Below are 14,650 nucleotides of genomic sequence, written 5' to 3' on the forward strand. Positions count from 1 at the left end.
AAGCATTTTTACTGATTGAGCGGGGATTTTCACTATGAGCGACGCGGACCGGGCACAGCTGCACAGGACTATTTGGAACATCGCCAACGACTTGCGTGGCAGCGTGGACGGTTGGGATTTTAAGTCTTATGTGCTCGGCATGATGTTCTACCGCTTCATCTCAGAGAAGCTCTCCGAGTACATCGATGACGGCGAACGTGACGCCGGAAATGAGGACGCGGATTACGCTTCCCTTTCTGACAAGGATGCTGAGTGGGGACGCACCAGTATCGTCGAGGAAAAGGGCTACTTCATTTTGCCCTCTGAGTTGTTTACGAATGTCTGCAAGCAGGCGGCTGACGAACATTACCGCGAGAACCTCAATGAGCGACTGCAGCAGGTATTCAAAAATATCGAAGCATCTGCAAAAGGCACCGCTAGCGAAAGCGATCTTCAAGGGCTTTTCGACGACATCAACCTGGACAGCAACAAGCTCGGCAACTCAGTCATCGAACGCAATAACAAGATCTACGATCTGATGCGACATATCGGCAATATGCCTCTCACGGTTAAAGCCGATGACAACTCCATCGACCTATTCGGTGATGCCTACGAATACTTGATGGGCATGTACGCCTCTCAGGCAGGCAAGTCCGGTGGCGAGTACTACACGCCGCAGGAAGTCTCTGAGCTGCTGACTCGAATCACTGTGGTGGGCAAGAAGAGTGTGAACAGGGTGTATGACCCGGCTGTTGGCTCCGGTTCACTGCTGTTGAAGTTCAAGAAGGTGCTGGGCGTGGGCGGTGTCCGCGAGGGCTACTACGGCCAGGAAATCAACCTGACCACGTATAACCTTGCGCGCATCAACATGTTTTTGCACGATGTGAACTTCGACAATTTCGACATTGCGCTGGGCAATACACTCACTGAACCTGCGCACTGGGATAACCAGCCGTTTGAGGCAATCGTGTCCAACCCGCCCTACTCCATCAAGTGGGAGGGCGATAACAATCCTCTGCTGATTAACGATCCGCGCTACGCACCGGCAGGCGTCCTTGCGCCGAAGTCAAAGGCTGACTTGGCTTTCACGATGCATATTCTCTCGTGGCTTGCGACGAATGGCACAGCCGCAATTGTTGAGTTCCCCGGTGTGCTTTACCGCGGCGGCGCGGAGAAGAAGATTCGCAAGTACCTGGTGGATAACAACTATGTCGATACGGTTATTCAGTTGCCGCCGGATCTTTTCTTCGGCACCACCATCGCAACCTGCATAATCGTGTTGAAGAAGTCGAAGAAGGACAATTCGGTCCTCTTCATTGACGCCTCCGCAGAGTTCGAGCGCAGTGGCAACAAGAACCGACTGAATGACAAGAACCAGAAGAAGATTCTGGATGCCTTCACTGCCCGAGAGGATGTGGAGTATTTCACCAAGCTGGTGCCCGCTGAGGAGATTGCGGATAACGACTACAACATCGCAGTTTCCTCCTACGTCGAACCCGAAGACACCCGCGAGGTCATAGACATCGTAGAGCTGAATAAGCAGATCGTTGGCATTGTGGAGCGCCAGCGCCAGCTACGCGAGGCGATCGATGAGATCGTGGCAGACCTTGAGGGAACCCGCACCGATGCCTGACACGAACGGCGACATGAACATGGCGTCTGCAGGCGAGCTGGTGATGTTCCGCACAGACGACGGCGCTACTCGCATTGAGGTACGGCTTGTCGACGAAACCGTCTGGCTCACCCAGGCCCAAATGGTGGAGCTGTTTCAGTCGTCGAAGGCGAATGTCTCCGAACATATTAGGAATGTGTTTGCGGAAGGCGAGCTGCCCAGGTCAGAGGCAACTGTTCGGAAATTCCGAACAGTTCGACTCGAAGGCTCAAGGGAAGTTTCGCGCGAGCGGGAGCACTACAACCTCGACGTGATTATCTCCGTGGGCTACCGAGTGAGGTCCCTGCGCGGTACTCAGTTCCGACAGTGGGCGCTAGGTGTCTTGCGCGAATACCTGATCAAGGGCTTCGCCATGGATGATGAGCGGCTGAAAGAAGGCGGCGGCGGAACGTATTGGCGTGAATTGCTGGAGCGTATCCGCGATATTCGCTCTAGTGAGAAGGTCATTCATCGCCAGGTTCTAGATTTGTACGCCACCAGCGTGGATTACGATCCACGGGCCGCTGTGAGTAAGCAGTTCTTTGCCACGGTCCAAAATAAGCTTCATTTTGGTGCTCACGGCCACACGGCAGCCGAGGTGGTTTTCGAGCGTTCGGATGCCACAAAGCCAAACATGGGGTTGACCAATTGGAAGGGCGAACGCATCACCAAGGCCGAGATGGAGATTGCCAAGAATTTCCTTGCCGAGGACGAGCTAAAACGCCTAAATACCTTGGTTTCTGCCTACTTCGATGCGGCAGAATTCCGTGCGCAGATGCACCAGCCGACGTACATGGCGGACTGGATGGATCATCTCACCACAATGATTGCGGCCATGGGTGGCAAGTCTTTGGAGGGAGCAGGAACGGTTTCCCACCGCCAAGCGGTACAGAAGGCCCATGAGGAATACGAGAAGTACAAAACTGTGATGGATGCCCAACCGAGTGGTGTGGAACGGGACTATCTCAAGGAAATCACTGCAGTTCAGAAGCAGATCCAGCAACCACCGAAGGAGCAGAAGTGAACCAGATCGAAAAACTCATCGAGGAACTCTGCCCGGATGGTGTGGAGTACAAGCCTTTGGGCGAGCTAGGAAAATTCAGTCGTGGTGGCGGACTCCAGAAGAAAGACTTCACCGAAAGCGGTGTCGGCTGTATTCACTACGGCCAGATTTATACCCACTACGGAATCTGGGCTACGGAAACTAAGTCATTTGTTTCCTCGTTAACATTCTCTAAAGCAAAGAAAGCTCAACCAGGCGACATTATCATCGCAGATACCAGTGAAAATGATGAAGATTTATGCAAAGCAGTTGCTTGGCTAGGTGAAAATTCAGTCGCAGTTAGTAACCACACATTGATCTTTACAACTGAATTAAATCCTAAGTTTGTTTCATACTTTCTACGCTCACTGCCTTTCCAGAAACAAAAACGAAAGTTTGTTTTCGGCACAAAGGTCCGCTCCATCTCGGGCACGAATATGGGGAGAATCCTCTTGCCATGCCCTCCTTTGGAAATCCAACAAGAAATTGTAAAAATCCTCGACACCTTCCAATCGCTGGAAGCGGAGCTGGAAGCGGAGCTGGAAGCTAGGAAAAAGCAGTATGAATTTTATCGTGATCAACTGCTGACGTTCACCGAGAGAGAGAGAGAGTCCAGCGGACAACGCTAGGAGACGTATTCGAAATGAAAGCCGGCAAAGCGATACGACGAGACGAAATCAGTCCGGTACGTACGGCTTCTCACCCATTTCCCGCCTTTGGTGGAAATGGAGTTCGCGGCTATGTTCGGGAGGCATCCAATCCAGAAAGGGCTGTGCTGATAGGCAGACAAGGGGCTCTTTGCGGAAATGTAAATTGGGCTCCTGAAGATTTCTACGCAACAGAACACGCGATTGTCATGAACGCCCATGATTCGGTCAACACACGCTGGGCCTACCACATGCTCAAATTTCTTGATTTAAACCAATACGCAACAAAATCCGCCCAGCCAGGTTTATCTGTGCAGCGGCTGAAATCTGTTCCAATCCCCATCCCTCCCCTCGAAGAGCAGCAGCGCATCGTGAATATTCTCGACAAGTTCGATGCACTCGTGAACGACCTCACCTCCGGCCTGCCTGCCGAGATTGAAGCTCGCCGGAAGCAGTACGAGTTCTACCGGGATCAACTACTCACGTTTAAGGAGCTTTCGGCATAAACCAGGGAGGCGTCGGCGAGTCCCAGCGGGACGCCGGACTTCCCTCGCTCCATCAGGTCAGCGATACTTCCGCATTCATCACCCACCTCCGGATTGTCAGATTAGGCAGTGTCTAATCTGACAATGATTTCGGTTTCTACAGGGACCTTGACGGATTAGTGAGCCGATACCTGCGCGATCGGCCGTTGCCAATGGCAGTGACAATGCCGGTTTCTACCATGACGTCGATACAGGCCTTCACTGTGCCGCGGGAGCTTCCAGACAGAACCATGAGGTCACTTGTAGCGATATCCCCAACCTCACACAGCCACAACATCGCTGCTTTCTGGAGTTCATCCTGATCGGTGGTGAGGTACCGCGCAGGCAAGAATGGCGTCGGTTCAGCTTTGCGCAAGATTGCTCGGCATGTTTCGCCAAGCACCCACACTCCAGCATGGGGGACAATCAGCGGTTCACCCAGTACCGTCGTTTGTCGGGCTGCATCCAGGGCATTGTGAGCCGATTCAGGCCCGGCTTGCAGCCCACGCGCTACTTCCGCAACCGTGACAAATGGGCGCTGAAAAAGTAGATACAACACGATTGCAATGCGGTAATCTTCCTGCCGTGCTTGCGGGATTATCCTTGACATCAGCTCAAGAACGGGCAGCACGGGACTGCCACCCACCAAAGTCGTTTCCACAAACGGGCCCGCTACTTCTTCAATGGTGGGCGGCCGATGCCCCAGGGCAATCATCGATTGGTACATGCGATCCACCCCAACACCCTGCTTGTCTACGAGCCCAATTGCGCGATACACATCAGCCAGAGCGGGGTAACGAGCAGAACGGTTACTTAACACATTGTTTTCGGTGATTGCTCCTGGAAAACCACCGGGGCTTCGCACAATCAAGGTGCTGTCGAGCTCAATCCATCGCACATCAATGGCTTCGCTTCGATTCCAATCGCGGTGAATCATGGCATTTAGCATCGCCTCACGCACTGCACCGCGTGGAATCTCTGGCACTGGCTTATGTACGAACCCCTCCACCACAGTGTTGTTTTTATTCACCACATTCAGAGCCTGCTCTATGTACGCAAGCTGCTCAAGACACGACTTCTCAGGTTCCGGCACCACTCTGTTAAGCACCTGACCACCGTGAACATCAAAAATGCTGAGCTCAATAACCGTACGCCCTGCCGAAGTAAATAGCTGCTTTCCTGCCATTGATAGGAATCCATTGGCATCAAGAGCACCAATGCCGTGCAGCACTTCTTGGTCGGTAAGCTCGGCAAACACTGGGTCCCATTTCCTGGCCAACGCCAGGGCACCGGGACGGACATCGGAAAGTGTTGCGGCACTAACCTGCGCCATTGAATCAAAGCCGTCCTGCGCACGCCGATACTCCCACCATTCCGACCGGTCCACCGGCTTGCACGAATCACCAACACGCCAACGCAGCCTGTTCCCAGTATCTTCAACGGGTTCAGAGGCTGCCGCAACATAAATGACAAGCACTCGCTGGCCCTGCACACGCTTTTCGACAACATCGGGCGCAATATCAATCCGGCTATAGATAGCCTGCCGCAACCAATCTATGTCCAGTTCGGTACCGATAATCCGCCCTGTTTTATCCTCGATTCCAACAATCAAGGCACCGCCACCAGGAGTATTGGCCATGCAGGCCACTTCGTCGGCAAGTTTGTCGGCAGCTGTCGGATTCTCCAACTTACCAGGTTCAATCTGGGAACCTCTACGTCGGCCAGCTTCCTCTTTGAAATCAATCGACTGGGTCTCTTTGGTTTTACGCACACAATCGTCGATTGCCGACTCCAAAATAGCGTCAACTTGAGCTATCAGCTGCTCCCGGCGAACTTCCATTCCCGGCAAAGTCGGAGCCACAGCGAACCACCACCTGGGGATTGTTAGATTAGAGCCCCCTTATTCTAACAGTGGTTGTGGTTTTTGTGGGAACCTTGGTGGATTAGCTGCACCACCCCGTGCTACCCCGGACTCTCTAAGATAGAGACTCATAAAAGTAACGCTTCAAATTAACACTATGGAAAAGGTGCTGGCAGCATGAACCAGGACGGCGTCGGCAAGCGACGAGTAACCAAGTACGACCCGATCGCTGTCGGTGAGCAGAGCACCGTCGTCGCGGAGTACCAGGCCGAGGAGCGCACCTCGGAGGACTACCAAACCGAGGCGCAACTGGAGCAGGAGCTCATCGACATCCTCCAGTCGCAGGCCTACGACTACCTGCCCATCCACAGCGAAGCAGACCTCGTTGCCAACCTTCGCCGCCAACTAGAAACCCTCAACCACGTCACCTTCAGCGACGCGGAATGGGAACGGTTCTATCGCACCTGCATCACCAGCGCCAACGACGGAATCAAGGAAAAGACCCGTCGCATCCACGAAGACCACATTCAGGTTCTTACGCGTGACGACGGCACAAGCAAAAACATCCGACTGCTGGATAAAGCAAATGTCCATAACAACCGGCTGCAGGTCATTAACCAGTACGAGGTGGAAAAGGGCGAAAGCGGTGCGAAACACTCCAATCGTTACGACGTCACCATCCTGGTCAATGGCCTTCCCATGGTGCATATCGAACTCAAGCGTCGTGGCGTAGAGCTGCGTGAAGCCTTTAACCAGATCAGGCGCTACCAGCGTGACTCTTTCTGGTCTGGCGACGGTTTGTTCGATTATGTGCAGCTGTTTGTCATCAGTAACGGCACGCTGACCAAGTACTACTCCAACACCACCCGTGAACTGCACATCAAGGAAACGGGAGGAAAAGGCCGCCCAGCACGCGGTGCTAAGAGCTTTGAATTCACATCGTGGTGGGCTGACGCAAACAACCAACCCATCCGGGATCTTGTTGGCTTCACTAAGACATTCCTGTCCAAGCACTCGCTTCTCAATATTCTGACTAAGTTCTGCGTCTTCACCGCCGCGGAAGAACTACTGGTGATGCGCCCGTACCAGATTGTCGCTGCTGAGAAGATTCTGCAACGAATTGAGATTTCCAATAACTATCGTGAACGCCTTGGCACCACGGAGGCCGGCGGCTACATCTGGCACACGACCGGTTCGGGGAAAACCCTCACCTCATTCAAGGCAGCACAGCTGGCTAGTAAACTCTCGCATGTCGATAAGGTCCTTTTTGTCGTCGACCGCAAGGACCTCGACTACCAAACCATGCGTGAGTATGACCGCTTCCAAAAGGGTGCTGCCAACTCCAACACCTCGACCGCCGTGCTGAAGAAGCAGTTGGAAGACGACGATGCGGCCATCATCATCACCACAATTCAGAAGCTGTCGAACTTCATCGCAGGCAACAAGCACCACGATGTCTACAGCAAGCACGTAGTCATCATCTTCGACGAATGCCACCGCTCCCAATTTGGCGACATGCACACTGCCATTACTAAGGCATTCAAGAAGTACAACCTCTTCGGATTCACCGGGACACCCATCTTCGCTGACAACTCCACCAGCGGCACCAAGGCCAACCTCAAAACCACCGAGCAGGCTTTCGGCAAACGACTCCACGCCTACACCATCGTTGACGCCATCACCGATAAAAATGTCCTGCCCTTCCGGATCGACTACGTCAACACCATCTCGGTTGGAAACGTTAAGGACAAGGAAGTCACAGGCATCGATACTGAAGGCGCACTCCTGGCCGAGCCACGCCTAAAAAACGTCGTCGACTACACGCTCGAACACTTCGCGCAGAAAACGAAGCGGGAAACCTTCTACGAACACCGCGTTGTCGAGAACGTATCCGCCTCAGCAAAGGCCCGGCACCGCGGTCGAATTAAGGAAATAAAGAAAAATCAACGAGTTCGTGGCTTCAATGCTATCTTCGCCACCGCTTCTGTTGAGGCTGCCTACACCTACTACAGCCTCTTCAAAGAAGCGCAAGCGTCACTGCCGGAAGCAGAGCGGCTGAAAATTGCCATGATTTACTCATTCGCGCCAAATGAGGCCGAAAAGGATGAGTCACCGACGATTCCGTCGTCAAGCGAAAAGAAAAGCGCTGCGGCAGCTACTGCCGTGGCCGACGAGACAGGCTTGCTCCTTGAAGAAGGCATGGAGCCCGAGCAGCTACCCAAGGTTGCGCGCGATTACCTGGAAGCGGCGATTGCCGACTACAACGGATATTTCAAGACCAACTACGACACCTCAGCCGAGAAATTCCAGAACTACTACAAAGACCTCTCCCTGCGAATGAAGAACAGGGAAGTCGATATGACCATCGTGGTCAACATGTTCCTCACCGGGTTCGATGCCACCACCTTGAACACCCTGTTCGTCGACAAGAACCTGAAATACCACGGGTTGATTCAGGCGTTCTCGCGTACCAACCGAATCCTCAACTCAGTCAAGACGTACGGCAACATTGTCTGCTTCCGAGACCTCGAAGATGCCACAAATGAGGCGCTGCGGCTCTTCGGCGACACCGATGCGCAAAGCGTAGTGCTGCTCAAGCCCTACGCTGAGTACTTTGCGGAATACGCCGAGCTAGTGAATCAGCTGCTCCAGGAATACCCGCTGGATAAGGTCATTGTTGGCGAGAAGGCGAAAAAAGAGTTCATCAAGCTTTTCGGCGCGATTCTGCGTGTCCAAAACATCCTGACCTCCTTCGACCAATTCGCCGATGACGCGCTGCTGACGCCTCGCCAGGAGCAGGACTACCGCAGTATCTACCTCGACCTGTTCGCGGAATTCCGTACTGAAAGCGACGGGGAACGGGAGTCCATCAACGAAGATGTGGTCTTCGAGATGGAGCTGATTAAGCAGGTAGAGATCAATGTCGACTACATTCTCATGCTCGTCGAGCAATACCGCGAAACCCACGGCAGTGACGAGAGAGAAGAAATTCGTGCCCAGATTTCTCGTGCTGCAAACTCCAGCCCATCGCTACGGAACAAGCGCGACCTGATTGAAGAGTTCGTCAGCACCGTGAGCCTGACACAGCCCGTTGACGAGCAGTGGGAGGAATTCATCAGGACCAAACGCACGGAAGAACTCAATGCGATCATCACTGAAGAGAAGCTGCGGATGCCCACTGCGCAATCTTTCATTGAAGAGGCGCTAACCACTGGCATTGTCAGCACGCTTGGCACCGGAATTGTTCGAGTTCTTCCGCCAATGTCGCGGTTTACTCCAGGTAATGAGCGTGAAAAGGTCAAGACGCGGGTGCTTCAGCGCATCCAGGCCTTTGTCGAGCGCTATCGGAACTTGGGGTTCGCGGAGGATGATGGAGAGGCAGTTTGATGGTTGCGGGCGGGCTTTTGCGGGGCCTGGAGGGGCGGGCGTGGCAGCTGGACAGGCGTAACGATTGGACCTTCACATGACAGACCGTTACCGCCCCACTCTCGCGCCACATCACCAAAACTACTTATGTAATTACCCCCGGTTTCTCCCATAACCCCAGGTGAGAGACTACGGCAAGTTAACTTTCTCCCCAGTACCCCTCAAATCACCCCCGGCAATCCGGCATTCGTTATAGAGTGACGCACGACACTTTACGACGAATCTGTGAGGTAAAAACACATGACTTCCGCCACCACTCAGCCGGGCGGCGAAGCCTTCATCTACGAGGCAATTCGCACCCCGCGCGGCAAGGGCAAGAAGGACGGCTCCCTCCACGAGGTACGCCCGGTATCACTTCTCGTCGGCCTCATCGACGAAATCCGCAATCGTTTCCCTGACCTGGACGAAGAGCGCATCAGCGACCTCATCGTTGGCTGCGTCAGCCCGGTCGGCGACCAGGGTGCGGACATTGCCCGCACCGCAGCACTCACCGCAGGCCTGCCGTACCGCACCGGCGGTGTCCAGATCAACCGCTTCTGCGCTTCCGGCCTCTCCGCCATCAACTTGGCTGCTCAGAAGGTCCGCTCCGGCATGGACGAGCTCGTCCTCGCCGGTGGCGTCGAGTCCATGTCCCGCGTGCCAATGATGTCCGACGGCGGCGCAATGGCAATGGATGCACAGGTCTCGTTCGCAACTGACTTCGTCCCGCAGGGTATCTCCGCTGACCTGATTGCATCACTTGACGGCTTTGACCGCGAGTCCCTCGACGAAATGGCAGCACTCTCCCACGCCCGTGCCGCAAAGGCTTGGTCTGAGGGCCGCTTCGACCGCTCCGTCGTCCCAGTCAAGGACGCTAACGGCCTGACCATCCTCGACCGCGATGAGACCATCCGCGAGGGCGTCTCCGCAGAGTCCCTGGCCGGCCTCCGCGCAGCCTTCACCATGATGGGTGAGCAGGGTGGCTTCGACGCAGTTGCACTGAAGAAGTACCCGCAGCTCGAGCGCATCAACCACGTCCACCACGCAGGTAACTCCTCCGGCATCGTCGATGGCGCTGCACTGACCCTGGTTGGTTCTGAGAAGGCTGGCGCAGACATGGGGCTGACCCCGCGCGCACGCGTTGTCGCCACCGCCGTCAATGGTGTCGAACCGACCATCATGCTCACCGGTATCGAGCCAGCCGTCCGCGAGGCTCTGGCCAAGGCCAACCTGACGGTCGACGATATCGACGTGTGGGAAATCAACGAGGCGTTTGCCGCCGTCGTCAAGCATGCTCAGCAGAACCTGGGCATCGACTACGAGAAGCTCAACATCAACGGCGGCGCGATGGCCATGGGTCACCCGCTGGGGGCAACCGGTGCCATGATCACCGGCGCCGCAATCGATGAGCTGCACCGCACCGGTGGCCGCTACGCCCTCATTTCGCTCTGCGTGGCTGGCGGCATGGGTGTTGCAACCATCATCGAGCGCGTCTAAAGCAAACCGGAACGAAACTCACAGCGACAATTACCGCGGCCACACCGCGATAACCACAAAGGACTGACTGATTTATGAGCACAGATAACATGTTCCGGTGGGATCAGGACGACGCCGGAATCGTCACCCTCACCATGGATGACCCGAATGCGCCGGTCAACACCATGAACAAGACTTTCCAGGACGACATCCGCGCCACCGTGGAGCGCCTGGAAAACGAAATTGGCGACGGCTCTGAGACCTCCATCAAGGGCATCGTCATCACCTCTGCGAAGAAGACCTTCTTCGCAGGTGGCGACATCAAGCAGATGTCCAAGGCCACTGAGGACGATGCAGCTGACATGTTCAACATGGTCGAGGACATGAAGGCCTCCCTGCGTCGCCTGGAGAAGCTCCCGGTGCCGATTGTTGCCGCCATCAACGGCGCAGCACTGGGCGGCGGCCTCGAGGTCGCGCTGGCTGCTAACCACCGCGTTGCGGCTGATGCCCGCGGTTCCAAGATTGGCCTGCCAGAGGTCACCCTCGGTCTCCTGCCGGGTGGCGGCGGTGTCTCCCGCGTCGTTCGCATGCTGGGTATTCAGGACGCGCTGATGAAGGTCATTCTGACCGGCGCGCAGATGAACCCAGGCAAGGCTCTCGCAGCTGGCCTCGTTGACGAGGTTGTTGCTCCGGAGCAGCTCATTGACACTGCCCGAGCATGGCTGACCAGCGAAGATGCAAAGGCCGCACAGCCGTGGGACGAGAAGGGCTTCAAGATCCCGGGCGGCGACCCGAAGACTCCTAAGTTCGCAATGAACCTGCCGTCCTTCCCGGCAAACCTGACCAAGCAGCTCAAGGGCTCCCCGATGAAGGCTCCGCGCCTTGCGATGCAGGCTGCCATCGAGGGCTCTCAGGTCGACATCGACACCGCACTGCGTGTCGAGTCCCGCTACTTCACCGAGCTGGTCACCGGCACTCAGTCGAAGAACATGATGCAGGCGTTCTTCTTCGACCTCAATCACGCTCAGGGCGGCGGCTCCCGTCCGCTGCAGGCTGACGGCACCCCGTACCCGAAGCGCGAGTTCAAGAAGGTTGCCGTCGTTGGTGCCGGCATGATGGGCGCAGGTATTGCATACGTGTGTGCAAAGGCTGGCATGGAAGTTGTCCTGAAGGACATTTCCCTGGAGAACGCCGAGCGCGGCAAGGCCTACTCCGAGGGGCTGGAGGCGAAGGCTCTCAAGCGCGGTCGCACCACTGAGGAGAAGTCCGCAGCACTGCTGAACCGCATCAAGCCGACCGAGTCCTACGACGACCTGTCCGACGTCGATCTGGTCATCGAGGCCGTCTTCGAGAACACCGACCTCAAGCACAAGGTTCACGCCGAAATCGAGGCCGCGGTTCCGGAGACCTGCATCCTGGGTTCCAACACCTCCACCCTGCCAATCACCGAGCTGGCTTCCCACGTCAAGCGTGAGAAGGACTTCATCGGTCTGCACTTCTTCTCCCCGGTGGACAAGATGCAGCTGATTGAGATCATCTCCGGCGACAACACCGACCCGGCAATCCTCGCCGCTTCGCTGGACTTCGCTGTTGCAATTCGCAAGATTCCGATTGTCGTTACCGACTCCCGCGGTTTCTACACCTCCCGCGTCATCGGCACCGTCATCAACGAGGCTCTGCGCATGGTTGCCGAGGGCTATGACCCGGCCATCATCGAGGCCGCTGGCCGCCAGGCTGGTTACCCGGCACCGCAGCTCCAGCTTGCCGACGAGCTGAATCTCAAGCTCATGGAGAAGATCGCTGGCGAGACCCGCGCTGCCGCCGAGGCCGCAGGTCAGACCTTGGACGAGGGCGGCGTGCCGGCTCTGGTCGAGGCCATGCTGCACAAGTTCGAACGCCCGGGCAAGCTCGAGGGCAAGGGCTTCTACGAGTACGTCGACGGCAAGCGCTCCGGTCTCTGGCCGGGCCTGTTCAACGAGCTGCGCGAGGAGCTGAACATCACCCCAATCGCTCCGGAAGACACCGACCTGCAGGAGCTGGTCGACCGCATGCTCTTCATCGAGGCCATCGAGACTCAGAAGTGCGTCGACGAGGGCGTTCTGCTTCACGACGCCGACGGCAACATCGGCTCCATCTTCGGTATCGGCTACCCGGCCTGGACCGGTGGTACTCGCCAGTTCATCAAGAACTACGACGGCGCCACTGTCGTCGACCCGGCTGCAGCTCACCCAGAGCGCCGCGGTGTCGCAGGCTTCGTCGAGCGCGCCGAAGAGCTGGCCGCTAAGCACGGCGAGCGCTTCAACGCTCCGGAATCCCTGAAGAAGTAGGGCTCTTTTCACCCCGGCTAGCTAGTTCACTAGTTCATACGGCTTAGGCCATACAGCACACCAACCAGCCCCGACCGGCAGTTTTTAACTAACTGCGGGTCGGGGTTTCGGCTTTTCGAGGGAAGGTTGGTGGACTTGGATCCGTCGTAAAGCGAAAACAACGGTTATCGCCATTTAACAGGGGTGTTTTGACGCAGACTCGCATGTTTGGTGGGCTTCAAATTAGAAACTCCCAGTTCAGCTCCCTGGATTTGGGCAAAAAAAGGCACCAAACATGCGAGTCTAGGTAATTTTGACCCTTGTAAACGCCTTTAACAGTTACTTTTGGATCTGCAGTCTGGCTCAATTGATGTGTTATCCACAGTCCGAAAACTATCCACAGAAAGTTGATTTACAACGGTCTTTGGCCAGCGGGCTTCCGCACCATCGATGAGAATGTCCGCCATGCGGAAAACGAGCGAGCTCATTTTCAATTCCTCCGGAATTGTGCACCTGCGAGAACAGACTCATATCAGCCGAAATACAGCACGAGGGATTCTCAGCCGGGCGGTCGAGCGCGGTGAACTTGTTCAGTTGTTTCGGGGCACTTACGCGGATGCACGAATATGGCCATCTAACAGCGATTTTCCACGAGGAATTCTTGCCATTAAGGCGGAACTCATCCGGGCACGGATTCAATGCATTGCCATTTCACAGGCACACCCAGATCGCGTATTAACCGGAATCGCAGCAGCGCTGATACATAGCCTGCCACTGCTCGATATTCCGCAAACGCTGACGCTCAGTTCCAGTGTAAAAAGTGGGTCGTCGACACTTAAAACACACCATGGCCTGCAATTTCACCAGAATTACTTAGCATTGCCCCCAAGTGCCACGACCACCATCGATGGCGTGCGGGTCACTACTCTGGCGCGAACCGTGGTTGATATCGCTGCTGCTCAGCCGCGCGTCGACGATGCCACGCGCCGCAAACCCGAGGTCTTTCGACGCTTTGCCGAAGCTATCGCGCTTGCCGACGGCGCCCTGCGTGGCTCGGTCGGAACACTTGGCTCGACGGGAATGCAGCCTCAGCAAGCTCTGCCGTGGCCGGAGGCGCCGCCGCGCTTTAAGCCATCAAATTGGGACATTGAACAGGAGTTTCCGCAGCTCGCAGCGCCGCGGCACGTGGCCATTTCCAGTACTGATTTCTTACCCCACGTGCACGACCAACGGGGTCGAGTGCGTGGGCCCCGCATGCTGGAGGTGCTGATGGTGGCATCGCCGTGGTCGGAAAGTGCATTTGAGTCGGTGACAAAGGCGTTGCTCGTGGAGCTAAAGCTGTCATTTGTGCAGCAACCACGAATAGTAGATGAGGCCGGGGTGTTCGTTGCGCGTGTGGATTTCCTGCTTCCGGCTCACGGAATCATCATCGAGTGCGACGGGCGAATGAAGTACGAGCCCGCGCAATCGAGAATGCAATCAACAGTGCAATCAGAAACGCGCGCTGGCGCCGGCCAACACCACGCGGGCACCGCCAACATCTGGCATGACCGGCGTCGCGACTACCAACTCACCAACCTCGGCTACGCCATCATCCACCTGACGTGGGATGCGATCTTTGACGGCTCGGCGGCGGGCATGATTCGTAAGGCATTGGCAGCCTCAACGACACCGCGCGGACGCTGGTTTGATGCCATTACCGCACTTCCAAGAGGCGCATATAAATTCTCCTTTTCTGGCTAAAACGCTTCCAGTCACA

9 protein-coding genes are annotated in these 14,650 nt (G+C 56.0%); 8 read left to right on the forward strand and 1 reads right to left on the reverse strand.

Translation table 11 applies throughout. The features are described 5' to 3' along the window. The first annotated feature begins 34 nt into the window (after nt 1-34). From HMPREF2614_RS00945 to HMPREF2614_RS10790, 4 genes are read left to right on the forward strand one after another with little or no spacing between them, the layout of a single operon-like run. A complete protein-coding gene (locus HMPREF2614_RS00945; RefSeq protein ID WP_049181782.1) occupies nt 35-1,612 on the forward strand; it encodes a type I restriction-modification system subunit M in 1,578 nt (525 codons plus the stop codon). Then, nucleotides 1,605-2,654: a virulence RhuM family protein gene (locus HMPREF2614_RS00950; protein WP_070559806.1), complete on the forward strand. Its 1,050-nt coding sequence runs from the start codon at nt 1,605-1,607 to the stop codon at nt 2,652-2,654. The genes HMPREF2614_RS00945 and HMPREF2614_RS00950 overlap by 8 nt, the downstream gene beginning before the upstream one ends. Then, the gene (locus HMPREF2614_RS10785) at nt 2,651-3,301 is read left to right on the forward strand and encodes a restriction endonuclease subunit S (RefSeq protein WP_083300184.1); all 651 of its coding nucleotides are present in this window, start codon (nt 2,651-2,653) and stop codon (nt 3,299-3,301) included. Before HMPREF2614_RS00950 ends, HMPREF2614_RS10785 begins: the two co-directional genes overlap by 4 nt. Before the next feature lie 14 nt (nt 3,302-3,315). Further along, the gene (locus HMPREF2614_RS10790; RefSeq protein ID WP_083300185.1) at nt 3,316-3,825 is read left to right on the forward strand and encodes a restriction endonuclease subunit S; all 510 of its coding nucleotides are present in this window, start codon (nt 3,316-3,318) and stop codon (nt 3,823-3,825) included. A 136-nt stretch (nt 3,826-3,961) separates the two neighbouring features. On the opposite strand, the gene HMPREF2614_RS00960 is transcribed toward HMPREF2614_RS10790, so the two are convergent. Next, entirely contained in the window at nt 3,962-5,683 is a 1,722-nt protein-coding gene (locus HMPREF2614_RS00960) for a DUF5635 domain-containing protein (RefSeq protein WP_049181907.1), read from the reverse strand. Nucleotides 5,684-5,881: 198 nt separating this feature from the next. On the opposite strand from HMPREF2614_RS00960, the gene HMPREF2614_RS00965 reads away from it, so the two are divergent. The 4 genes from HMPREF2614_RS00965 to HMPREF2614_RS00980 all read left to right on the forward strand — a co-directional run bounded on the left by HMPREF2614_RS00965 (nt 5,882) and on the right by HMPREF2614_RS00980 (nt 14,634). Beyond that, nucleotides 5,882-9,091, forward strand: a complete 3,210-nt coding sequence (locus HMPREF2614_RS00965) for a type I restriction endonuclease subunit R (protein WP_070559808.1) — start codon at nt 5,882-5,884, stop codon at nt 9,089-9,091. Nucleotides 9,092-9,370: 279 nt separating this feature from the next. Then, nucleotides 9,371-10,606, forward strand: a complete 1,236-nt coding sequence (locus HMPREF2614_RS00970; protein ID WP_070559810.1) for an acetyl-CoA C-acetyltransferase — start codon at nt 9,371-9,373, stop codon at nt 10,604-10,606. Nucleotides 10,607-10,680: 74 nt separating this feature from the next. Further along, nucleotides 10,681-12,912: a 3-hydroxyacyl-CoA dehydrogenase NAD-binding domain-containing protein gene (locus tag HMPREF2614_RS00975; protein ID WP_070559812.1), complete on the forward strand. Its 2,232-nt coding sequence runs from the start codon at nt 10,681-10,683 to the stop codon at nt 12,910-12,912. Between the two features lie 444 nt (nt 12,913-13,356). Beyond that, entirely contained in the window at nt 13,357-14,634 is a 1,278-nt protein-coding gene (locus tag HMPREF2614_RS00980; protein ID WP_168162087.1) for a PDDEXK family nuclease, read from the forward strand. The last annotated feature ends 16 nt before the right edge of the window (nt 14,635-14,650 follow it).

The organism is Corynebacterium sp. HMSC074C11, from assembly GCF_001809455.1.
Taxonomy (GTDB): domain Bacteria; phylum Actinomycetota; class Actinomycetes; order Mycobacteriales; family Mycobacteriaceae; genus Corynebacterium; species Corynebacterium amycolatum.

Coding starts and splice junctions, on each gene's coding strand:
- HMPREF2614_RS00965 (WP_070559808.1), top strand. CDS start 5,882: ATGAACCAGGACGGCGTCGGCAAGCGACGAGTAACCAAGTACGACCCG.
- HMPREF2614_RS10790 (WP_083300185.1), top strand. CDS start 3,316: ATGAAAGCCGGCAAAGCGATACGACGAGACGAAATCAGTCCGGTACGT.
- HMPREF2614_RS00980 (WP_168162087.1), top strand. CDS start 13,357: ATGCGGAAAACGAGCGAGCTCATTTTCAATTCCTCCGGAATTGTGCAC.
- HMPREF2614_RS00970 (WP_070559810.1), top strand. CDS start 9,371: ATGACTTCCGCCACCACTCAGCCGGGCGGCGAAGCCTTCATCTACGAG.
- HMPREF2614_RS00960 (WP_049181907.1), bottom strand. CDS start 5,683: ATGGAAGTTCGCCGGGAGCAGCTGATAGCTCAAGTTGACGCTATTTTG.
- HMPREF2614_RS00950 (WP_070559806.1), top strand. CDS start 1,605: ATGCCTGACACGAACGGCGACATGAACATGGCGTCTGCAGGCGAGCTG.
- HMPREF2614_RS00975 (WP_070559812.1), top strand. CDS start 10,681: ATGAGCACAGATAACATGTTCCGGTGGGATCAGGACGACGCCGGAATC.
- HMPREF2614_RS00945 (WP_049181782.1), top strand. CDS start 35: ATGAGCGACGCGGACCGGGCACAGCTGCACAGGACTATTTGGAACATC.